This window comes from Bacteroidota bacterium, from assembly GCA_040388375.1.
GTDB lineage: Bacteria > Bacteroidota > Bacteroidia > UKL13-3 > UKL13-3 > JAAFJM01.
In genome coordinates, this window is sequence record JAZKBU010000005.1 from 476223 (window position 1) to 500193 (window position 23971).

The window sequence follows — 23971 nt, forward strand, 5'->3', positions numbered from 1 at the left end:
GTTATGATTTAATTTTACTGCTGTTTACTACATTTACCCAAATACCTTTTTTATGCGCAAATATACTTCCGTTATACATGGCTTCACACTTGGCCGGAGGTAAATAAAAACGACCGCAATAGCTTGCATTGAGTATAATGTAATAGGTTAGTGTTTGTCCCATTCTTATGTTGAAATAAGTGTAAACCCTGTCATCTTTTATATCCTGATAAGTGCTGTTGCTTGACGCAAACAGCGGGTTTTCGCCAAACAAACGTGTATTGTGTATTTGCCATCCACTCGCAAAAATATTACTCAAAGCCATTTGCTCAAAGTGACCTAAGTTGCTATTGTTTGTTACTTTTACTTCGCAAACAAAATCAGTCCCTTGTTCCATTTGTGTCGGGTTAATAATGTTACCTTTTAAGTCTTTGTATTGTATGCCCAACTGTATATTGCTTTCTGCTTCTGTGGTCACATCGGTTAAAGGTTGTCCTTTATTAATTATCCTTACAAATAAATTATCGGTTGAGGTATTTTTTAAAGTAATGTTTTGCGGGTTACGGCTTGTAAAGTTTACAGGCGTTTGGTTAATGAATGTTTTTGAATTGATGCTTTGCTTATTGGTACCAACACTCACTTCATAATTTAAAGTTTTACTTGTACTGTTTTTCTTACAGTAATCAGCCATGGCTATTAAACAATAAGCAGTAGTTTGTGTACTCAGCCAATAATCGCTGCTCAGGTTTTTGCTTATCTGAATGGCTTTTTGCATAGCCAAAGTACGCTTATCCAATAAATTTAATGTTTGTAGTATAATGGCATCATCGCGCTGTGCGCTTCCATAACTAAAACTCATTTCGTTATAATTGGCTACGTTAATTGATAAGTTGTTTATGATTTGCAAAGCTGTTTCCTTTTGCCCAATTAAAGCATAGCTGGCTGCTAAACTCCATTTACTGATGGTGTTTAAACTTTTGCTTTCTTTTAGTCTGTTCATGGCTCCAATTTCGGCCGCTCCAGCCAATGCTAATGTATATAGCCTGTACGATTGAATAATATCATTTTGCTGTGCTGTCTGGGTGTAGTTTTGCGCCAGTTTTTTCTGGAACTGTCGCCAGTTACTCAATAATGAGGCAGGTACTGCGTAACCATTGCGTTGTGCTTCAATTAAAAAATGGCCTGCATAATTGCTTCCCCATTCATCAGGATAAGTTTGTCCCGGCCAGTAAGCAAAACCCCCATCGTTGGTTTGAAATAATTTGATGCGGTCAATGCCATTTTTAACATTGGTTTCAATGTTATGTGTTTGTACAGCGTTTAATTCAATTATTTTATTTAATACCAACTGAGGAAATACGGATGAAGTGGTTTGTTCAATGCATCCGTGCGGGTATTGTATTAAGTAATCTAAACGCTTACCTAAATTAATAGGAGGGATGCTTGAAACTTCAATATTGCCCGTGCTTATATTAATGGCTCCAATAGGGCTTATGCTGCCGGTGTAGGTTTTATTGCGTTCTACAAAAGCTTCAGTTACTTGTGTTATGTTTGGATTGGGGTTTCTGATATCTATTTCAATTTCTTCGGTAATAGATTGTGAACCATTGCTTGCCTTTATTTGTATTCTGCCAATGCCTGTAACACCTTTTACGGCTATATCAAACTCAATTAATTCTTCACCGGGTTTTGCAAAATAAATGGTTTTGTTAGTTGCTCCATTCATGCTTAACAGGTTATTGCATTGTACGGTAATGTTTGCCTTTTTTATTTTTGCTTCCATTGAGAAAACACTGATGGGCAGTTTTACCAATTCATTGATACCAAGTACTCGTGGTAACGAAGCCAGCATCATTAAAGGTTTGCGTACCGGTACTGCTTTTTCGGCATTGCCATAAGCACCGTCTTGTCCTGCCACAACCATTACTCTCACTGAACCGTAATAGGTAGGTAAAACAAACTGAATTTTTTCCTTTTTTCCCTTTGGTAAAAAGTAAGGGCCTAAAAACTTAACTACGGGTTTAAACCTGTTGGCTTTGTTTTCTTTTTTCTTTTTGTTCAGTCCCTCATCTCCACCTATGCTTAATACTTTATCCATTTGCAGGTTGTAAGCATTCATTATAAAATCGTATAAATCGTTGGTTTGTACACCCAATGCTTCACGTGCATAAAATACTTCATGTGGGCTAGGTGTTTTAAATCGGGTTAAGTCCAATAAACCTTCATCAACAATGGCTAAAGTATAGGTCATTGCCCTGCCATTGGCTTCGCTTACCTCTACACTTTGTACCTCATCAGGTCGTAATACATCAGGTGTTTTTATAACGGGTTTTAAAACAGTTTCCGCATCGCTTACATTAATAGGTTTAATACCATATAAACGTATTGGTAAATCGTTTTTAACCTGCTCATGCGGTTGTAAGACGCTTATGTGTACAAATGCATTAGGTAGCATTTCTTTGGTAGCCTTAAATGAAAATTCAGTCTCTCCATTTTTTAAATTGGCCCAATATGTTTTTACTACTTCGGTTCCGTTCTCCACACTTATTAAAGCCCTGCCACCTGAAGTTGATGGGAAATTAATTACTACATTTTCGCCTACTTTATAATCGTTTTTGTTGGTACTAAACGATAACATAGTTGCTTCTGAAGCATTGCCTCTGTTGGAACGACTGTATGTGTTTGGCCAGTCTAAATAAAAAGCCTTACTGCAACTTTGGTTGTTTTTTAAATTGGTTGCTATAATTACATAACGCCCCCATTGCGGATAATCTACTTTAAAGCGGTAAGTACCTTTTCCATTTTGTATGCTGATGTTATCATTTTTGATGAGTTGGTTATACTCATTGGTAGCATAATCGCTCAGGTCTTCATCTGATTGGTCCCACCACCATCTGTATTCTATTTTATATATTTTTATATTTACATTATTGGAACCACTTACCGGTATGCCCATTTTGCTTAAATAGGCTAAATCAACTTGTATATCACTATTGGTTTCATAGTAGTCGTATTCATTTTCTAAGCCCGGCATTTTTAGTCCTACGTATTCCTGGTATGGATAATAGTTTTCGTTAAATCGGTCAGTACTAAAGCCACCGCCCGGTTCAAATACTTTGGTTAAAAAATTAACATTTAAAATACCCGGTGCATTTTCACCTGCTTGTAATGTTCCGTTTATATTGGCTAATCCTTCACTGTTTAAAGTGCCGTCAAAAATACGTTCTGTTTCAGCTTGTAGTTTTCTGGTATTGTCAATAAAAGAATAACTTTCATAACCTTTAAATTGAGCATCGCTTAAGCTGTAAGTAGCATCAATAGTTGCTTTGAAATTACTAGCTATAGCACCGTGTAACCATGTACTTGTTAAAACACCACCCAGGTTTTGCCCCTTACTTAAAAACTTGTTGTTAAAGGCTAAATTTATTTTAAGTCTGTTTGGTACAACGGTTTCAATACGTACATTTTTTTCAAACGATACATTACCAATTTTTACTTTGGCTAACCAATTTCCCGTAGGCGCGTTGTCGTCAGTGGTAGTGGTAAAATTGTAAAATCCATTTAATCCGTTGTTGCTTATTAAACGCCTGTGAATTTGCCCCTGTGGGTTATACAATTCAAAAACAATGGGCACATCGCTTGGTAAGGTTTTGCCTTTATCGTTCAGTATAAAATTAAAGTAAATACTATCTCCAGGACGCCATACACCGCGTTCTGCATAAAGAAAGCCCTTGATTCCTTTCATTAAAGGTTTACCACCAATATCAAAACGGCTTAAGTTAAGGGCTGTATTTTCATCCAATCGTAAATAAGCTTTTTGTCCGTTATAATTGGCTATTAATAAATAAGGCTTTTGGTTTAGTTTAACGGTTGCCCAACCTTGTGCATCGGTTTTTGCATTAGTTAGCTCTATTTGTTGGTAGTTTAAAATACTTAATTTAGCGCCACCAATGGGTTGGGTTGTTTTAATATCGTTTACCGAAATAAACATAATGCCATTGCTTCCTCGTTTGGCAATTAAACCAATATTACTTGATAGCAGGTTTCGTTTTATCCAGCGTTGGCTATTGTAATAACTGTTGTGGCAAGGATTGTCTCTTTCCTGCCAGTCGTAATCTTCAGGCCAGTAATAATCGCTGTATTCCTCTTCGTTATTGTTATCATTATCCCACTCTGCCATTGTTTCCAAATCATCATTGTGGTTGTATGATGTTGTAGCCAGCTGATTGGTATCTTTTTCGCAGCTATATAAGCTATACTCTTTTTTGAAGCTTAACTCAATATGGTAAATAGCACCCGGCTCGGTTTTCATTACCTGCGCCAAGTCAATAGCAAATTGGTTGGAGTGGTTTAAGTCTGTTAATTTGTTTTTACCTAATAGTACTTTTCGTTTCAACATAGGTTGGCCAACACGTCTTAATTCATTGGTTCCGTCTAAATTATTTACCTGTAAAAACTGAGGTATGTTTTGTTCAAAAATTTTAATAACGGTTACATCAACAGCACTTAAATTAACAGCTTTAAAAGGGAATAAACATTTGTTGCCATCAGGCATTATCACCCCATTACCAACTATGGAAACAGATGGCAGTTCATTGTTGAAAACCACGTTAAATGTAGCACCAATAAATAATTTATTACCCAGTGTATTTAAAATACCTTCACTTACTTTAACCGTTTTTATGCCTATAAATTTACTATCAGAGTAAATTCTGATTTGGTTACTAAATACCGTAAAGCGTAAATCACTTATATCGTCTACCGTTATTAATCCTGCTAAATCTTGGTTAGGTTGAATAGGGTCAGAAAAAAACAGACCAATGTATTGTTCTTCTTTGTTTTCGGCATCAGCCTGGATGGCCTTAAAATCGCCAATAGCAGGTATACCAATTTTAAGCGTACCTTCTTGCTTTGCTTCAATTGCTTTGCCATTATAGCCAATAGTCACACTGTAAGCTTGGTTTAACCGTTCTAAACTATCTATAAAAAACTCATGTGTTACACCATCTTCCTTGTGTTGCCATTTTATTTTATAGGCACTTTGATTGACACCTGCGCTTAATACTTCTTCCATTAAGGCAGCTTCTTCATAATCAGCTGTATAAACAGTACCTCGTATGCTCACATATTTGTAATTATTGGGGTCTGCAGCAAATAAATGGGTACTTTTAATTTCAAAAGCTTGTTGAATGGTTTGGGTGTAAAACTCAAAAACAGCCAAGTCAGGGGCTATCTCTTTAACAACCGTACTTAATTTAAATTTTACGGTAAACTCCGTATTTCTTGGTAATATTTTATCGGGTTTAAATGCAATAGTATAAGCATCGGTTAACACAACTGTGCCTTTTACTGATGGGCTGATGTCAAATAAATCGCTTCCATTTTGTATGATGCTGCTATCGGTAACAGGTTTATTAAGCTTAACAATAAAAGCATCGTTACGCATAATAACACTTGGGCTAAATGCTGAAATATAGGCGCCAAATGCGGGGTTGGTGTTTTTTCGTTTTGATTCAGGTTTGGCTTTAACAATCCAGATAATTCCTATGAATAAGGCAATTAAAAAAGCTACGGCTAGCTTGGGTGCGTTTGAAAGTACTTTTTGCATACTTTTAATATTAAATTTATTGATGTAAAATAAAATTATAATTTGTTGATTTACTAGTAATGTTGATTGAATGTTTGAATGATTTTTTAAGTTAATTTTACCTTTGGTTAAAAATAAAAGGAAAATTGAAATTTTACTACATCAATAAATTAATTCATCATTATTTAACGTCAACGTTTATTGATGTTTTGCACTCACCTTTTGTTTTTGATTTGTATCAAACAGCTATTCGTAGTCAGAAGGATGAAGCTAAGTTTGTGGCTATTGAAAAATGTAGAAACAGCCTTTTGACAAACAATCAAATTATCAATTATACCGATTTAGGTGCTGGTAGTAATATGCTTTCCAATGCTACACAAAAAGTAGTGAAGCAAATAGCTAAAACCCATTTAAAACCAGCAAAAATTGCCGCTATTATTCACCGTATTGTTTTAAAATATAAATATAAAAATGTGGTTGAGTTAGGAACTTCGCTTGGTATTACTACCAGTTATATAGCAAGTGCATTGGCTGCAAATTACAATAGCTCAGTAGTTAAATTTACTACGCTAGAAGGAGTAGCTGATGTAAAACAAATCGCTAATGAACAGTTTAAAAAGCTTAAACTAGACAATTACATTCATTCCATAGAAGGTAATTTTAATACAAAACTAGATGAAGTTTTAAAGCAGTATAATGAGTTAGATGTTTTTTTTGTAGATGGCAATCATACCTATGAAGCTACTATGGAATATTTTAAAAAAGCATTGCCATTGGCAAACAATAATTCTGTTTTTATTTTTGACGATATATATTGGAGTGAGGGAATGACAAAGGCATGGGAAGAAATAAAAGCCAGTGAAAAGGTGAAACAAACAGTAGATTTATTTTTTATAGGTTTGGTTTTTTTTAGAGCCGAACAAACAGAACAACATTTTAAATTACGTATTTTTTAAATTTTAATATTATTACTTATGAAAGTTTTCTTTACTACCTGTTGCTTATTTTTAGCAAACTTTTTATTGGCTCAAAATGCTGATTCTGTAAAAGTACAAGGTCCGATTAAGTGGAAACACAATGTACAAACAGGGTTAAATTTAACTCAATCTTCATTTTCTTCTAATTGGCAAGGTGGGGGAGTAAATTCATTGGCAATAGGAGGATTTTTAAATGCCTTAAGCACTTATGAAGGACTAAAATGGAACATGAATAGCGATTTACAATTACAATTGGGTTTTGTAAACAATGGCGAAAGCACCACTAAAAACGCAGATAGAATTTTTTATGATTTGAAAGCAGGTAGAAAAATAGCCAAGTATTGGGATTTGTTTGTTTCCACCAATTTTCAATCACAGTTTCAGGATGGTTTTTTGTATGGTAAAAGAAGTGATGGTGGCGATTCATTGGTTTCAACCTTTATGGCACCGGCTTACCTTACTTCATCAATAGGTGTGGAATACAAACCTGTAACCTATTTCTGGGCACGTTTAGGTGTGGGTACATTACGCCAAACATTTGTTTTAAATGAAACATTGTCTGATCGCCAGGCTTTTGGATTAGATAAAGCAGGTGACAAAGTGAGAAATCAGGCAGTATTACAAGCGGTTTTAAATTTCGACAAAGATTTACTGAAAAATATAAACTTAAAATTACGCTCATCTACTTTTTGGGATTATGTAAAATATGATAAAGCAGGTTCCGTTGTTCAGCGTTTAGATTTAAATTTAACCATGAAGGTGAACAGGTTTATCAATACCAATATACAAGCCGTTATACTGTACGATTATTTTCAATCGAAAGATTGGCAACGTTCTCAAGTGCTTTCATTAGGCATTTTGTATAATTGGACCAGACAGTAATTTTTAGCGCTTACGATTAGGGAGTATGGTTGATAACTTTTAAGTACAATCAATAAAATCAATCGATTTCTTTTTCTTTTTCAACATTCTGTTTTCATCTAAATTGTTAGTTTAAATTAGCAAACTATTTAAAGGAAAAATGCAGTTTTCACACTTACATGTTCATACCCAGTTTTCGTTGCTTGATGGAGCTGCGGATATTGGTAATTTATACAAAAAGGCATTGGCGGATAATATGCCTGCTATTGCTATTACTGACCATGGTAATATGTTTGGTGCCTTTCAATTTGTAGCCGAAGCCTATAAACACAAAAACGATGACGGTACTTTAAAAGTAAAACCAATAGTTGGTTGCGAGTTTTATGTGGTGCCCGATAGAACTAAAAAAGCATTTACAAAGGAAGATAAAGACAAAAGAAACCATCAGTTACTTTTGGCAAAAAATGCCGAAGGTTATAAAAACTTAATTAAGCTCTGCTCCCTTGGCTATATGGAGGGAATGTATGGTAAATACCCCCGAATAGATAAAGAACTTATTTTAAAATACCACAAGGGTTTAATTGCTACTACTTGTTGTTTAGGCGCTTTGGTACCACAAACTATTTTAAAAAAAGGAGAACAGGAAGGCGAAAAAGAATTTAAATGGTGGCTCGATTTGTTTGGCGAAGATTATTATGTAGAAATGCAACGCCACGATATTAAAGAGCAAAATGAGGTGAATGAAGTGTTGATGAAGTTTGCAGCCAAGTATAATGTAAAAGTTATAGCCTCAAATGATTCGCATTATGTTGACCAGCAAGATGCCAATGCACATGATATTTTGCTTTGTATCAATACCGGTTCATTACAGAGCACGCCTACTTTAAAAGAGTTTTCTGACGATGATGTAACTGCCAAAGGAAGACGCTTTGCTTTTGCCAACGACCAGTTTTATTTTAAAACAACGGAAGAAATGAGTACGCTTTTTAGCGATATTCCTCAAGCCATTGATAATACAAACGAAATAGTTGGAAAAATTGAAACACTTGATTTAAAGCGGGATGTTTTATTACCCAATTTTGAAATACCAAAAGAGTTTCAAACCCAGGATCAATACCTAAGGCATTTAACTTATGAAGGTGCCCGTAAACGTTATAGTGAGCTGACACCAAATATAGAAGAAAGAATCAATTTTGAATTACATACCATTGAAACAATGGGTTTTGTTGGCTATTTCTTAATTGTAATGGATTTTATAAAAGCAGGTCGCGATTTAGGGGTATTTATTGGCCCTGGTCGTGGTTCGGCAGCCGGCAGTGTTGTTGCTTTTTGTATAGGCATTACTAATATTGATCCTATAAAGTACGAGTTGCTTTTTGAGCGTTTTTTAAATCCGGATAGAAAGTCGTTACCCGATATAGATACCGATTTTGATGATGTTGGAAGACAAAAAGTAATTGACTACGTAATCCAAAAATATGGAAGAAATCAGGTAGCTCAAATTGTTACCTATGGTACCATGGCTGCTAAGTCAAGTATTAAAGATGTTTCACGTGTAATGGATTTACCATTGGCCGATGCAAATACCTTGGCTAAACTGGTTCCATCAAAACCGGGTATTAACCTGGGTCGTTTATTACATGCACCATTAGAAGGCGAAAAGAGTTTAAGAGAAAAAGAAGGATTGGAGGGTGAGGATTTAGACAATGTAAAAAAACTTCGATTAATATACGAAGGCACTGATTTACAAAGTAGGGTTTTAAAAGAAGCCGAAAAACTGGAAGGTTCAGTAAGAGGAACAGGTGTGCATGCTGCTGGATTGATCATTGCTCCGCAAGATTTAACCGATTTAATTCCCGTAGCTGTAGCCAAAGATTCAGATTTATTGGTTACCCAATTTGAAGGTAAAGTAATTGAAGATGCCGGGGTAATTAAAATGGATTTTTTAGGGTTAAAGAATTTAACTATTTTAAAAAATGCCCTACGTTTTATAAAGGATAATCATGGAGTAGAAATTGTACTTGACAATATTCCATTGGATGACCAAAAAACCTATGAAACAATTTTTCAAAAAGGAGATACCAATGGTATTTTCCAGTTTGAAAGTGCCGGGATGCAAAAACATTTAAAGGATTTAAAGCCGGATAAGTTTGATGACTTAGTGGCGATGAATGCACTTTACCGTCCAGGGCCTATTGCTTATATTCCAACCTATATTAATAGAAAGCACGGAACTGAAAAGATTGAATTTGATTTACCCGAAATGCAGGAATATTTGGAACCAACTTATGGGGTTACCGTATTTCAGGAGCAGGTGATGTTGCTGTCACAAAAAATAGGCAATTTTACGAAAGGCGATGCCGATACTTTACGTAAAGCAATGGGTAAAAAAGACAGAAAAACCCTTGATAAAATGAAGGGTAAGTTTGTCGAAGGTGCTACTGCAAACGGACATCCTAAAGACGTTTTAGAAAAAATTTGGAAAGATTGGGAAGCATTTGCACAATATGCTTTCAATAAATCGCATTCGGTTTGTTATGCTTATGTAGCATTTCATACCGCTTACCTAAAAACACATTACCCTGCTGAATTTATGGCAGCTACTTTAGATAATGCTTCAGGCGATATTGATCAAATATCGTTTTTTATGGAAGAATGTAGAAGAATGGGTTTGAATATTTTTGGGCCGGATGTAAATAAATCAGAGGTAAAGTTTTCAGTTAATAAAGAAGGTGAGTTACGTTTTGGTTTAGGTGCAATAAAAGGTGTGGGAGAAGCAGCCGTTGAAGAAATAATTGCAGAAAGAAAGAAGAGTGGTCTTTACAAAAGTATTTTTGATTTAACCAAGAGAGCCAACTTAAGGGCAGTAAATAAAAAAACATTAGAAGGTTTGGCTTTTGGTGGTGCTTTTGATTGTTTTGAAGGAACGCATAGAGCCCAATACTTTTCATTAGTTGATGATTCAAACATTATAGAGAAAGCAATCAGGTTTGGGAATGCTGCTCAAATGAATGAAAATGCTAACCAACAAAGTTTGTTTGGAGGAGGCGTTTCTATGAGCTTACCGGAACCAAGCATACCACCGGTTGAAACCTGGAGTTTAATGGAACAGTTGAAAAAAGAAAAAGATGTTATTGGTATTTACTTATCAGGTCATCCTCTTGATCCATTTAAAATAGAAATAGATAAATTAGCATCACATCCTTTAACAGAGCTAAAAGAATTAAAGCCTTTAAAAGGGGTTGAGCTGAAAATTATTGGTGTTGTAGCTTCTGTTAACCATAGAATAAGTAAAGCAGGTAAGCCTTTTGGTAGTTTTATAATTGAAGATTTTAATGGAACATTAGATATTCCATTATTTGGAGAGAATTATTTGAACTATAAAAAATACATGGAAGTTGGTTATTATTTATACATAAAGGGGCGAGTAGATAATAGATGGGGCAAGGAAGATGATTTTGAGTTTAAGATAGGCTCCATAGAAATGTTACCGGAAATAAGAGAGAAGTATATTAAAACTATCAGTATTGAAATAGATATAGAGTCGTTAGATGACAAGTTGGTTTCCTTTATACATGACACCGTGAAAGAAAATAACGGCTCAGCACTATTGAACTTAATAGTGATAAATAAAAATGAACAAATGAAAATAAGTATGCGGTCAAGTAAATATCAAGTTTCATTGACTAATGAATTACTTAAAAGTTTTGACGATATTGGACTTAACTACAGACTCAATTAAAAGTTAATGGCTTAAGAATTAAATTGAACTGACATTTTGTTTGTATTTTATAAATTGGGTTTTAAATTGCATACGTAATCACGATAATTAAATATTAAAATAAATAAATTATGGCATTAGAAATAAATGATGGCAACTTTGAGGAAGTTGTTTTAAAATCGAAAGTCCCTGTATTAGTTGATTTTTGGGCAGAATGGTGTGGTCCTTGCCGTATGGTAGGTCCGTTAGTTGATGAGCTTTCAAAAGAGTATGATGGCAAAGCGGTTATAGGAAAAGTAAATGTTGATTTTAACCCTAAAATAGCTACTGACTACGGTATTATGAGTATTCCAGCTTTATTGTTTTTTAAAGATGGGCAGTTGGTTGACAAACAAGTTGGCGCTGTTCCAAAACATATTTTGGCAGGTAAACTTGATGCTCAATTGGCATAAAATTAAATATTCATACAATAATTAAAATCCCTTTAAAAACTAAAGGGATTTTTTATTTTTACGCACTTTGGAAAATAATATAACAGAATATAATTTACTTCAAACCGGGAATTTAGAATTACTCGCAAAACAAGTTGTAGAGGGCTTTATTACAGGCTTGCATAAAAGTCCGTTTCATGGTTTTAGTGTTGAATTTGCAGAACACAGACAATATAACGCAGGCGAAAGTATAAAGCATATTGATTGGAAGCTATATGGAAGAACAGAAAAACTTTATACCAAACGTTATGAAGAAGAAACCAATTTACGCTGTTATATAGTTATTGATAATTCGGCTTCCATGTATTTTCCAACGGATGGCGTAAGTAAAATTCAGTTTGCTACTTATGCTTCGGCCTGTTTAACTTATATGCTTAAAAAGCAACGCGATGCTGTTGGGCTAAGCATATTAAACGATGATATTGTTTTTCAGTCACAAGCAAAGTCCGGTTCAGTTCATGTTAAAATGATTTTTAATGAGTTGAATAAATTAAATGACATGAAGCAAGCAAGTGCCGGAAGTAATCTTTCTCAAGGATTGCATCATATTGCAGAAACAGTTCATAAACGCTCATTGGTAGTTATTTTTACCGATATGTTTAGCAATGATAATTTAGAAAAAATGTTTGAAGCTTTTCAGCATTTAAAATATTGTAAACATGAGGTTATTTTATTTCATGTGGCCGATAAAAAACTGGAACTTGACTTTGATTTTGCTAAAAGACCCTATCTTTTTATTGATAGTGAAACCAAAGAAAAATTAAAACTGCATTCTAATTTGGTGGCAGATGATTATAAAAAAATGTTTATGGCTTTTAAAGAAGAGATAAAATTGAAGTGTGCTCAACTGAAAGTAGATTTAGTTGAATCCTACATTCAAGATAATTTTGATCAAATACTTTTAAGTTTTCTACAGAAACGAGAAAAAATAAAATAACGACAAAAATATTTTATTTGTAATAATTTGACGTACATTTGTGGGGTAATATTTATAGTATGGCAAAAACATATAAATCAACCCGAGTGGTTAAGCCTAGTAAAATAGCCAATGCAAACCCCGCTAATATAGTAGAAGAGTCAGCAGCTATTTATCATACAACAATAAATCCTATTCAATCTATTTTAAATATTACCACTAATTTTCAGAATGAAATGGATTTGGTTCTATTAAGTAGAAACGGTGTACTTAAGCAAGCTGTTAACAATATGGCTGCTAAGTTTGGTATTACCCAGGAAAAAATTTGCGAACTCTTACATATGAGTGCCCGTAACTTTCAGCGAATCAAAGATAACTCACATTTAGATATATACACATCAGAGCAAACCATTGAGATGGCTACTGTTTATGCCAAAGCATATACTGTTTTTTCAACTGAAGATGCCATTAAACATTGGTTTCAAGCACCCAATTATGCTTTGGGAAATCAAAAACCAATAGATTTACTAGATACCAGTTTTGGTGTAAAAATGGTTACAGATGTTTTAGGCCGTATTGAACACGGTATTTATTCTTAAGTAAATTATGCAGTTGTATAGATTTGCTTTACAAAAATTTGTAAAAAATTTAAGTGGTGAAGGTGCCAAACTTTATGGTGGTAGATGGAACAGTAAGGACAATGCAATGCTTTATACTGCCTCTAGCCCTTCTTTAGCTATGTTAGAATTTGTATGTAATGCAGGTAGTTTGGCCAGAACTAAGCAAACAGCACTCTTAACTTTACAACTAACTACTAAAGTAAAAATAGAGACGTTATCGGTTAATGATTTACCTGGTGATTGGCAAAATGTACCATCGCCAGATGCCCTTAAGCGGCTTGGCGATAATTGGCTGAATAGCGGAAGTACATTAGTATTAAAAGTACCTTCAGCTATTATTCCTGTTGAGTATAATTGTTTAATCAATCCGCTACATAAAGATTTTTCAAAACTAATTATAGAAGATGTAATTGCTTTGGATATTGATAACAGAATATTAAAATTAGTATAGATGATTGCATTTTCAAATGGTAAGATAAACTTAGGTTTACATGTAATTAATAAGCGTGATGATGGTTTTCATAATTTAGAAACGGTTTTTTATCCTATTCCATTAAGTGATTCTTTAGAGCTTATTGTAAGCAGTAATGATATGAATAAAGAAATTGGTTTTCATTCATACGGATTACAAATAAATGGGAGTATTGATGATAATTTGATTGTAAAAGCTTATCATTTATTAGCCAACGATTTTTGTTTGAAAAAAGTCGATTTTTATTTGTTGAAAAATATACCAATGGGTGCTGGGCTTGGCGGTGGAAGCAGTAATGCTGCCTTTGCTTTAAAAATGCTCAATGAGTATTTTTCATTGAATTTAACAAATGCCCAACTTGAAAAATATGCTGCTATACTAGGAAGTGATTGCGCTTTCTTTATTGAAAATAAACCAAGTTTTGCAAAAGGACGAGGTGAGGTATTGGAGTCAATCGCAATTGATTTAAAAGGATATTATTTGGTATTGGTTAAACCCAATATTCATGTTAGCACTGCCCAGGCTTTTGCCAATGTTTTTAAGAGAGGCGAAAGTGAAGTATCTTTAAAAGAGTTAATAAAACAACCAGTTGAAAATTGGAAAGGTTTAATAGAAAACGATTTTGAGAAAACTGTTTTTATACATCATCCAGCCATAGCTTTAATTAAAGAACAACTTTATGTAAAGGGTGCTGTTTATGCGAGTATGAGTGGGAGTGGGGCTAGTGTATTTGGTTTATTTAAAAGTGAAATAAATTTAAAGCAGCAATTTGAAAATAACTTTTACTTTAGTTGCCAGCTTTAACTTAATGTGTCGCTTTCAATAACACCATCTCGTAAGCGTACAATACGTTTGGCGCGTTTGGCTATATCTTCTTCGTGGGTTACTATAATTACGGTATTTCCTTTTTGGTGAATTTCTTCTAACAAATCCATAATTTCATGACTTGTTTTGGTATCTAAATTCCCGGTTGGTTCGTCAGCTAAAATAATAGCCGGGGTATTTACTAAAGCACGAGCTATGGCTACACGCTGGCGTTGCCCTCCACTTAATTCGTTTGGTTTATGTTCAACTCTTTCACCTAAACCTACACTTTCTAAAGCTTGTTTTGCTTTGGCTAATCTTTCGGTTTTTGCTATACCTGCATAAACTAAAGGTAATGCTACGTTTTCTAATGATGAATTACGTGCTAATAAGTTAAATGTTTGAAATATAAATCCAATTTCTTTATTCCTGATTTCAGCCAATTCATTATCTGTCATATGGCTTACGTTGGTTCCATTTAATTTATAACTTCCGCGGCTTGGTGTATCGAGGCAACCTAAAATATTCATTAAAGTAGATTTGCCCGAACCAGATGGACCCATTAAAGCAACATATTCTCCTTTTTCTATTTTTAAATCAACGCTTACTAAAGCATTTACAACAACCTCACCAATTTTATAGGTTTTACCTATGTTGTTTATATCAATTACTAAGTTAGCCATTCGTTTACGTTGTTTGTTGCAATAAAATTCTTTTCTTGATAATAGTTTGATGTTTTTTGATGGAAGGAAAAATTCGATTGATTTAAACTTAGAAAAATACTTAAAGAATTATTTTTCTAAAAACTTAGGTACTCTAAAGTAGTCAGAGTCTTTGTTTGGAGCGTTTAACAATGCTTCCTGATGTGTTATTTCATGTTTTGGTTCATCATTACGTAACACATTTTCTTGCTCGGTCATAAATATTAAAGGTTCTATATTGTCAGTATTTACTTCATTCATTTTTTCAAAGAATGAAATAATTTGAGTCATGTCCTTTTGTAGTTCCACTTTTTCAGTATCAGTAAAATCAAGTTTAGCTAAATCTGCTAGCTTATTTATTATATCGTTATTAATTTCCATAATTGTACTCTGCTAATTTGTTGTTAATTATTTCACATACTCTGTTTTTCAATTCATCCACATTGTCTAATGTCATACCTTGTGTTGAAATTGGCTTATGGATAATTTGATATCCATGTCCAGGCTTGCCTTCAAAAACTCCCTGATCAGGTAATATGTTCCAATTGCCTATAATGGTAACAGGAAGAATGTCTACTTGTTTTTCAATAGCTAATCTAAAAGGGCCATCTTTAAATTTTATAAGTTTAGGAACCTGGTTTGAAATGGTGCCCTCCGGGAAAATAACTAAGCTGCGCCCACTTTCAAAAAAGCGAGTTGCTTTCATATAGGCTTCGGCTGCTTTACGTGCATTTTTTCTATCTACTGCAATATCAATGGTTCTAAACCAAATGCCAAAAACGGGTATTTCTTCCAATTCTTTTTTTGCCATAAAACTAAAGTCCAATTGATTTAGCTTTACGGTCAAGGTAACTATATCTAGTTGTGAAGTATGGTTTGGACAAATAATATATGGTTTTGATGTATCAAAAGGTTCTTCTATAATTTGAGTAATTCTTACAAAGCCGGTTGTTAATAATATGCAACCCCAAAAACGTCTTATTTTATGCCCTAAAGGATAGCGTTTTGGATTGCTTAATGCATATAGAATAAATGGATATAACAGGGTAAATGAAACAACTGTCCATAAGCCAAACCAAACGGCATAAGTTGTTTTTAAAGGATTTTTTGAAAATTTCACAAGCTAAATAAGTTTATTGATTCCAGGTTGACGGATTTTTACGCCAATCGTTTAGTTGAGCCAATTGTTCAGGTAAAACTATGTTTTTTTCAATAGCAATTTGAATTAATGTTTCGTAATTACTTAACGATACATACTTGCAATCTGCTTTATCAAAGGCTCGTTGTGCTTCATCAAATCCGTAGGTGAAAATGCTTGCCATTCCCAATACTTCGCAGCCATAGTTTTTTAATGTTTCTACTACTTGTAAACTACTTTTGCCTGTACTTACCAAATCTTCAATTACAACCACTTTGGTATTGGGTGCTATATCTCCTTCTATTTGCTTACCCATACCATGTTTTTTAGCTTCGGAACGTACGTAACCAAATGGTAAGTTTAATTCATCTGCCACTAAAGCACCCGGTGCAATACCTGCGGTTGCTACTCCAATAATAGCTTCTACAGTTGGAAACTGAGATTTAATTAATTGGCCTAGTGCTGCTTTTATAAAGTTTCTGGCTTCAGGGTATGAAAGTGAAACTCTGTTATCGCAATAAATAGGGCTTTTCCAGCCACTAGCCCAGGTAAAAGGCTCGTTTGGTTTTAATTTAATTGCATTTATTTGTAACAGATATTCCGCTACTTTTGCGGCAGTATTTTCACTTGTATTCATATTGGGCAAATGTATAAAATTTTTATAGACGATAAACCATTCATTATAGCAAATTCTCATTTTAGTGATAATTCTTTTGCTTCATTTGATTTTGAAGAAAAATTATTTGAAAGCAAAGTAAATGAGACTTTTACTGCAAAATTTGAAGGTGTTATTTTTAGATGCTTAGATGTGGAGCACGTTTTTAAAAAATTTGCCAGTTATTTTAAAATTATAGAAGCTGCAGGTGGATTGGTTTTTAATGCTAAAAACGAATTGCTTTTAATTGAAAGATTAGGTGTTTGGGATTTACCTAAAGGGAAAATTGATGCAGGCGAAACACCGGAAATAGCTGCTATTAGAGAGGTGGAAGAAGAGTGTGCTGTAACTGGGTTAACTATTGAAAACTTAGTTTGCCAAAGTTATCATACGTATTTTTTTAAAGAGAAACACATTTTAAAACGCACTTATTGGTATAAAATGAATACTACATTTAGTAGCGATTTAGTGCCTCAAACCGAAGAAAATATAACAAAAGTGGAGTGGCAATATTTTACTGAAAATGACATTGAAACCTTAAACACTTACGAAAGCATAAAAGATGTTTTAAGGGCTCATTTTTGTAAATGATTTTCAATTACTAATATTATGCTGCAGGTATTATAGGAAATGAAATTAGAAAACTGGTACCCTGATTTTCAATACTATTAACGGTTACTTTTCCATTATTTTTATCAAGGTATTCTTTTACCAATATCAACCCAAGACCTGAACTTTTTTCGCTTTCGGTTCCATTTCTGTTTATTTTCCTTGATAAGGAAAATAAATTATCAACCATATGCTGAGGCATACCGATGCCTGTATCTTTTATCTCTATTTCTGCATTATTTCCATTATTAACTGTTATATTAATTCCAATAGAACCACCTCTGGGGGTAAATTTAAAGGCATTTGAAATCAGGTTCCTAAAAATGGCATTAATCATATTCTTATCTGCCAAAATTATAGAGTTGGTTTCAAAATTTTTAATAATTGTTATTTCTTTGGTTTTAAAAGTCTCTTCCATTGTATCAATTACATTTTCAATTTGCTCATTTAAATTGAAAGCGCTGGGTTGAAATTGGTAAATGCCACTTTGCATGCAAGACCAGTCTAATAAGTTTTCTAGCAATTCAAAAAGGTGTTTTGCCGATTTATTCATATTAGAGGCAATAAACTGAAGGTCTTCTTTTTCAAGACTTGACAGGTCATTTAAGAGTACATCTGTCATACCCATAAAACCAATAAAAGGATTACGCAAATCGTGGGAAATAATGGAGAAAAATTTGTCTTTTTCTTCGTTTAGTGATTTTAGTTTTACTTCACTTTCTTCCAGTTTTTGTTGCGCTTTCATGATATTTGTAATATCACGAGAGTAACTTAACACTGAAACTACCTTGCCTTCATTGTTCAATTCAGGAATTAAGCTCCAGTCGTTGTATAATTTACCATTTTCAATGGCTACAACTTCTCTGCTGGGTTTTCCTGTAATAAAAACATCTTCAATTTTCGAATCCCAATAAGTATAATCAGCTTCGACAAAACCCAGTTCCTGATGGTCTTTGCCAATAAAGTCTTCTTTTTTAATACCAAAAAGTTTTTCAGCAGCAGAGTTTACAAATAAGTGTTTGTAATTTCTGTCAAAACGCATTATTAAATCATCAGTGCTTTCGGTTAAAATACGGTATTTTAATTCGCCTAAATAAAGCTCTTCTTCTAGTTTTTTTTGTGCACTAATATCACGGGCAATGGCGTAAATTTTATTATCTGTTTTATTGATTTTTCCTTTCCAGTCAAACCAAACATAATTACCATTGGCATCTCTATAACGATTTATAAAATTAACTATTTCGTCTCCTTCAAGTTGCTTTTTAAATTCTAAAATGGATGTTTCTTTATCATCAGGGTGAACAAATTGAATAAAAGATTTACCAACTAAATCATTGCTTGAATAACCTAAACTATTTTTCCAAGCAGGATTTAACTCAATGAAATTTCCATCTATCGAAACTATACAAAACAAATCGGCACTATCATAAAAAAAAGTGCTCATCATATCATTATTTAATGAAGGTGAGGTGGTTGTTTTTTCGTGCAGTTTTGAACTCATAATGGCAATGATTGCAAGTGTTTTCTAAAATAATAATGAATTGGGCCCGAATATATAAAATTAAAATTTGAACAAACACATGAGGGTTTATTTAAACAGACTTATTACTTATGTAAGTGGGTTTTAATATGCAAAAAGCTGTAATAGTTGTAGTTTAGCCATAACCCCAAAATTTAAATTAATTCCATTTCAAACTGTCTGGCTATTTCTTGTTTTAGAATAGTTGTTAGCTCGTTAAAATCTACTTCATGGCCTAGTTCCTGGGCTATGCTTGTTACATCTTTATCGTCAATACCGCAAGGGATTATATTTTTAAAATAAGCCAGATTGGTATTTACATTTAATGCAATTCCGTGCATGGTTATCCAACGACTACAACGTACGCCCATAGCGCATATTTTGCGTGCAGTTGGTTTATCTGCATCTATCCAAACGCCTGTATAACCTTCATATCGGCCACCAACTATTCCATAATGTGCAATAGTTTTAATTACAGCCTCTTCTAAAAAACGAAGGTATTTATGTATGTCGGTAAAAAACTGTTCTAAATCTATAATAGGGTAAGCTACTAATTGGCCCGGGCCATGGTAAGTAATATCGCCACCACGGTTTATTTTATAAAAAGTGGCTTCTGCTTTTTTTAAACCTTGTTCATCTAGCAATAAATTATCTAACGAGCCACTTTTACCTAAAGTATAAACATGTGGATGCTGGCAAAAAATAAGTTCATTACTGATAATAGTTTTTTCATTATCGGGTAATTCACGTTCGGCTAATTTATAGTCTACTTTTTGTTTTAGTATGGCTTCTTGCTGATCCCAAGCTTGTTGGTAATCAATAAGTCCCCAGTCAATAAAATTGGTTTTTACCATGTTGGTTTGCCCGTTGATAGTTGTTAGTTATTAGAAAAAGACAAATTTAATTAAGCTGTGTAAATCATCTATCAACTAACAACAGCCAACTATTAACTATAGTTTTAGTCAAGTTTTAAAACGGCCATAAATGCTGATTGTGGAATTTCAACATTACCTACCTGGCGCATACGTTTTTTACCTTCTTTTTGTTTTTCGAGTAATTTACGTTTACGTGAAATATCGCCACCATAGCATTTTGCTGTTACGTCTTTACGTAAAGCCTTAATGGTTTCGCGTGCTATTACTTTAGCTCCAATACTTGCCTGTATCGGAATTTCGAACTGATGGCGTGGAATTAATTCTTTTAGTTTTTCGCAAATCTTTTTACCCCAATCATAAGCTCTGTCGCGGTGAATAATGGCTGAAAGTGCATCAACATTATCTTTGGCTAATAAAATATCCAGTTTTACTAAATCACTTTGTACGTAACCTATCGGATGATAATCAAAAGAAGCATAACCTTTTGAAATGGTTTTCAGTTTATCGAAGAAATCGAATACTACTTCTGCCAAAGGCATATCAAATTTCATTTCAACCCTATCCATGGTTAAGTAAACCTGGCTTTTTAACGTACCACGTTTTCCTAAACATAAGCCCATAATGGGTCCTACAAATTCTGAACTGCTAATGATAGTTGCGGCAATAAATGGTTCCTCTACATATTCAATATGGTTTGGCTCAGGTAAATCGCTAGGGTTATTTACCACAATTAAATCGCCTTTTTTTGTGTAAGCATGGTAACTTACGTTGGGTACGGTAGTAATTACGGTCATTTTGAACTCACGTTCTAAACGCTCCTGAATAATTTCCATGTGCAGCATTCCTAAAAAACCACAACGGAAACCAAAACCTAAGGCTGCTGAACTTTCCGGTTCAAAAGTTAACGAAGCATCATTTAATTGAAGCTTGTACATGCTTTCCCGCAATTCTTCAAAATCTTCTGTATCAACAGGGTAAATACCTGCAAAAACCATTGGTTTTACATCTTCAAATCCATGAATAATTTCGGCTGTTGGGTTGGCTACGGTTGTTAAAGTATCGCCCACTTTTACTTCACGGGCTTCTTTAATACCTGAAATAATATAACCTACATCACCGGCTTTTACTTCGCTTCTGGGCTCCATATCCAGACCTAAAATACCTACTTCATCAGCAAAATATTCTTTACCTGTGGCCATAAATTTTACTCTATCGCCTTTTTTTATTACTCCGTCTATAATTCTAAAATAGGCTATAATTCCCCGGAACGAGTTATATACTGAATCAAAAATAAGTGCTTTTAGAGGTGCTTTTTCATCGCCTTTTGGAGCTGGAACACGACTTACAACGGCTTTTAAAATATCGTGTACACCTTGGCCTGTTTTTCCGCTTGCTCTTAAAATATCTTCGTATTTACAACCAATTAAGTCAATAATTTGGTCACTTACCTCTTCGGGCATTGAACTAGGTAAATCTATTTTATTTAAAATTGGAATAATTTCCAATCCTTGCTCAATGGCTAAATATAGGTTTGAGATGGTTTGTGCCTGAATGCCCTGACTTGAATCTACAATTAACAAAGCTCCATCGCAAGCAGCGATAGAACGAGAAACTTCGTAGCTAAAATCTACGTGTCCCGGGGTGTCAATCAGGTTTAAAATATATTTTTTACCATCTAATTCATACTTCATTTGAATAGCGTGACTTTTAATAGTAATACCTCTTTCACGCTCTAAATCCATATTATCTAACAACTGAGCCTGCATTTCTCTTTGGCTGGTTGTTTTTGTGTATTCTAAAAGTCTATCTGCTAATGTGCTCTTACCGTGGTCAATATGAGCTATAATACAAAAATTACGTATGTTTTCCATTCAGCGCGAAAGTAATGTTTTTGTATTTGATTTTTAAAGGGAAAAGTGTTTGCCTTTAAATTACTTATTTTTTTGCTGTATTAGGTTTTAGATAAGCCTAATTTATAAGGAGATAGTATTGATTTGATTTTTGGGAATACCGAGTGATATGAGCATGGCTTGCCAATCGTTAAGGGCTGAATAATTTTCGCCCAATACCCAAATGATATTGGTTTTTTGAATGGCCTCTTTATTGAGTTTACCAAATTGTTTATTGTTTAATAACTCGTAGAATGTTGTTGGGCTTATAATACCTTCATCCATTTTTAAACTGGGGTTTATATCGTCTATAATTAAATAGTCAGTATTTCGCCAATTCCATAAATTGGTAATGTGTATTTGTTCATTGCTTAACTCAGGTTCAAAAAACAGGTTGTATAGTTTTGTTGCTGAAGTATAAAGGGCTTTTTTATGTTTAATGGATTGCTCATTTGCAATGGCAACACTTAAACTTGTTTTACCACTTTTATAAGCACCAAAAAGCAATAAGTGATTACCTTTTTGTGTATTATTTACAAAATCGCTAATGATATATTTTGTGTTATCGTCCAATTTGTTTTTCCATTGGCTTAACCGGAATTGAAAAGGGAATTTTGCTTCTTGCTGATACATTTTGGTGGTGTACCAATAGTAAGATGGATAAGTTAAGGTGAAAAATATTGTTCCGATAATAATAAGCAATGTTTGGCTAAACTGAATGGTAATACCAGCAATAAATGCACCCATCATAAAAAAACAAACATCGGTAGCGGTATCAAAAGCTACATTGGCTAAGTCGGGTTTAAAAATATATTCATTGGCATTTTTTAATAAAGGAGCTAGAAAATTATATGATTCGAAAGTGAGCCAAAGGAAACTCACTCCAATGGCTGAAAACAGGTTTAATTGACTGAATGTAAAATAATTTTTTAATATTTGATAGGCTAGGATGGTAGGAATAAAACCCAGGGCTAAATGACCAAATTGGTTGGCTAGCCACGTATAGGTTAGTGTGATACCGCGGTAAGAGTCTTTACCAATTAAATCAAATTGTAACTGTTGCAATATGTATTTTGCCTGAATTAGTATCATCATTAGTAGCGCAATGATTATTTGTTTTTCAGGGCAATATAGCAGATAATTAATAATGTAATTAGTAAGCTATTAAATGCAAATATGAATAGCTTGTTTGGTTGTTTAATTTTTTTTATAGAGTGTTGTAGCATTATGCTTAATAAAGTTCACCATACGGCTATTATTTGTTCGGATTATGAAGTTTCTAAGCATTTTTATATTACTGTTTTGGGCTTAACTGTTTTAAGAGAAGTTTATAGAAAAGAAAGGCAATCTTTTAAGCTTGATCTGGCTTTAAATGGAAATTATATTATTGAATTGTTTTCGTTTCCTAATCCGCCTAAACGACCTTCAAGACCTGAGGCTGCCGGTTTGCGACACCTGGCCTTTGAGGTTGATAAAATAGAAGATATAATAGCACATTTGCAATTGCATAAAATAGAGGTGGAGCCTATCAGAGTTGACGAGTACACCAACAAAAAATTTACTTTTATTGCTGACCCTGACGGGTTACCAATAGAGTTTTACGAAAAATAATTATAAATGAATAAACCCAATATATTAGCTATTGTGGGTAGCATAAATGCCAGTTCTATCAATGCCAAAATTATACATAAACTAAAAACTTCTTATAGCCATTTAATCAATATTGATGTGTATGAAGACATTGCTTCATTACCCCATTTTAGTCCGCATTTAGACACTGATAATGCTCCTGAAAGCGTGGTTCATTTACGTGAATTGCTTACAAGGGCAGATGGTGTTTTATTTTGTACACCTGAGTATATTTTTAGTTTACCAAGTATTGTTAAAAATATTTTTGAATGGATGGTGTCTACCGTTATTTTTACCGATAAACCGAGCGCTTTTATTATAGCAGCCAGCTCGGGCGATAAGGCTTTTGAGCAGATGCAATTAATGCTAACTACAGTTGGTGCTAAAATGAGTTTGGATAGTAATGTTTTAATTAAGGGTGTGAAAAGTAAAACAACTATTGATGGTGATATTACAGATATTGAAACAAAAACGGCTATTGATAAACTAATAGCCGCTCTGGTTCAAAATATAAATAAATAAAAGTTA

General features: G+C 33.8%; 20 protein-coding genes. 11 read left to right on the forward strand and 9 right to left on the reverse strand.

Annotated features, from left to right (window positions below):
* Position 1: 1 nt before the first annotated feature.
* Positions 2–5587 (reverse strand): MG2 domain-containing protein, encoded by a 5586-nt coding sequence (locus tag V4538_09670; protein ID MES2381300.1) that lies wholly within the window; start codon positions 5585–5587, stop codon positions 2–4.
* 125 nt (positions 5588–5712) lie between these two features.
* Here V4538_09670 and V4538_09675 point away from each other — a divergent pair, with 125 nt between their 5' ends.
* The 8 genes from V4538_09675 (at position 5713) to ispE (ending at position 14428) form a co-directional block, all read left to right on the forward strand.
* Positions 5713–6522 carry a class I SAM-dependent methyltransferase gene (locus V4538_09675; protein MES2381301.1) on the forward strand — a complete coding sequence of 270 codons (810 nt, stop codon included), beginning with the start codon at positions 5713–5715 and terminating at the stop codon, positions 6520–6522.
* A gap of 18 nt (positions 6523–6540) precedes the next feature.
* Positions 6541–7425 (forward strand): DUF3078 domain-containing protein, encoded by an 885-nt coding sequence (locus V4538_09680; GenBank protein MES2381302.1) that lies wholly within the window; start codon positions 6541–6543, stop codon positions 7423–7425.
* A gap of 139 nt (positions 7426–7564) precedes the next feature.
* Positions 7565–11146 carry a DNA polymerase III subunit alpha gene (gene dnaE, locus V4538_09685; protein ID MES2381303.1) on the forward strand — a complete coding sequence of 1194 codons (3582 nt, stop codon included), beginning with the start codon at positions 7565–7567 and terminating at the stop codon, positions 11144–11146.
* A gap of 110 nt (positions 11147–11256) precedes the next feature.
* Positions 11257–11577 (forward strand): thioredoxin, encoded by a 321-nt coding sequence (gene trxA / locus V4538_09690; protein MES2381304.1) that lies wholly within the window; start codon positions 11257–11259, stop codon positions 11575–11577.
* Positions 11578–11644: 67 nt separating this feature from the next.
* Positions 11645–12553 (forward strand): DUF58 domain-containing protein, encoded by a 909-nt coding sequence (locus V4538_09695; GenBank protein ID MES2381305.1) that lies wholly within the window; start codon positions 11645–11647, stop codon positions 12551–12553.
* 59 nt (positions 12554–12612) lie between these two features.
* Complete coding sequence (locus V4538_09700) at positions 12613–13131, forward strand: antitoxin Xre/MbcA/ParS toxin-binding domain-containing protein (GenBank protein MES2381306.1); 519 nt, start codon at positions 12613–12615, stop codon at positions 13129–13131.
* Between the two features lie 7 nt (positions 13132–13138).
* Positions 13139–13603, forward strand: a complete 465-nt coding sequence (locus V4538_09705) for an RES family NAD+ phosphorylase (protein ID MES2381307.1) — start codon at positions 13139–13141, stop codon at positions 13601–13603.
* Positions 13604–14428, forward strand: coding sequence for a 4-(cytidine 5'-diphospho)-2-C-methyl-D-erythritol kinase (gene ispE, locus V4538_09710; GenBank protein MES2381308.1), 825 nt, complete (start codon positions 13604–13606; stop codon positions 14426–14428).
* Here ispE and V4538_09715 read toward each other — a convergent pair.
* From V4538_09715 to pyrE, 4 genes are all read right to left on the reverse strand, one after another.
* Entirely contained in the window at positions 14425–15111 is a 687-nt protein-coding gene (locus V4538_09715) for an ABC transporter ATP-binding protein (GenBank protein ID MES2381309.1), read from the reverse strand. The genes ispE and V4538_09715 overlap by 4 nt on opposite strands.
* 108 nt (positions 15112–15219) lie before the next feature.
* On the reverse strand, positions 15220–15510 hold the full coding sequence (gene gatC / locus V4538_09720; protein ID MES2381310.1) for an Asp-tRNA(Asn)/Glu-tRNA(Gln) amidotransferase subunit GatC: 291 nt from the start codon (positions 15508–15510) through the stop codon (positions 15220–15222).
* Entirely contained in the window at positions 15500–16249 is a 750-nt protein-coding gene (locus V4538_09725) for a lysophospholipid acyltransferase family protein (protein ID MES2381311.1), read from the reverse strand. The genes gatC and V4538_09725 overlap by 11 nt, the downstream gene beginning before the upstream one ends.
* Positions 16250–16262: 13 nt before the next feature.
* Entirely contained in the window at positions 16263–16904 is a 642-nt protein-coding gene (gene pyrE / locus V4538_09730) for an orotate phosphoribosyltransferase (protein MES2381312.1), read from the reverse strand.
* Between the two features lie 9 nt (positions 16905–16913).
* Between pyrE and V4538_09735 the strand changes: the two genes are divergently transcribed.
* Positions 16914–17513, forward strand: coding sequence for an NUDIX domain-containing protein (locus V4538_09735; GenBank protein ID MES2381313.1), 600 nt, complete (start codon positions 16914–16916; stop codon positions 17511–17513).
* Between the two features lie 16 nt (positions 17514–17529).
* Here V4538_09735 and V4538_09740 read toward each other — a convergent pair whose 3' ends face one another.
* The 4 genes from V4538_09740 to V4538_09755 form a co-directional block, all read right to left on the reverse strand.
* A complete protein-coding gene (locus V4538_09740) occupies positions 17530–19032 on the reverse strand; it encodes a PAS domain-containing sensor histidine kinase (protein ID MES2381314.1) in 1503 nt (500 codons plus the stop codon).
* 173 nt (positions 19033–19205) lie between these two features.
* On the reverse strand, positions 19206–19904 hold the full coding sequence (gene lipB, locus V4538_09745) for a lipoyl(octanoyl) transferase LipB (protein ID MES2381315.1): 699 nt from the start codon (positions 19902–19904) through the stop codon (positions 19206–19208).
* A 104-nt stretch (positions 19905–20008) separates the two neighbouring features.
* The gene (gene lepA, locus V4538_09750; GenBank protein MES2381316.1) at positions 20009–21796 is read right to left on the reverse strand and encodes a translation elongation factor 4; all 1788 of its coding nucleotides are present in this window, start codon (positions 21794–21796) and stop codon (positions 20009–20011) included.
* A 102-nt stretch (positions 21797–21898) separates the two neighbouring features.
* Positions 21899–22909, reverse strand: coding sequence for a DnaA/Hda family protein (locus tag V4538_09755; protein MES2381317.1), 1011 nt, complete (start codon positions 22907–22909; stop codon positions 21899–21901).
* A 132-nt stretch (positions 22910–23041) separates the two neighbouring features.
* Here V4538_09755 and V4538_09760 point away from each other — a divergent pair, with 132 nt between their 5' ends.
* Together V4538_09760 and V4538_09765 are read left to right on the forward strand one after the other, a co-directional pair.
* Entirely contained in the window at positions 23042–23425 is a 384-nt protein-coding gene (locus V4538_09760; protein MES2381318.1) for a VOC family protein, read from the forward strand.
* Between the two features lie 6 nt (positions 23426–23431).
* Complete coding sequence (locus tag V4538_09765) at positions 23432–23965, forward strand: NADPH-dependent FMN reductase (protein ID MES2381319.1); 534 nt, start codon at positions 23432–23434, stop codon at positions 23963–23965.
* Positions 23966–23971: the final 6 nt, after the last annotated feature.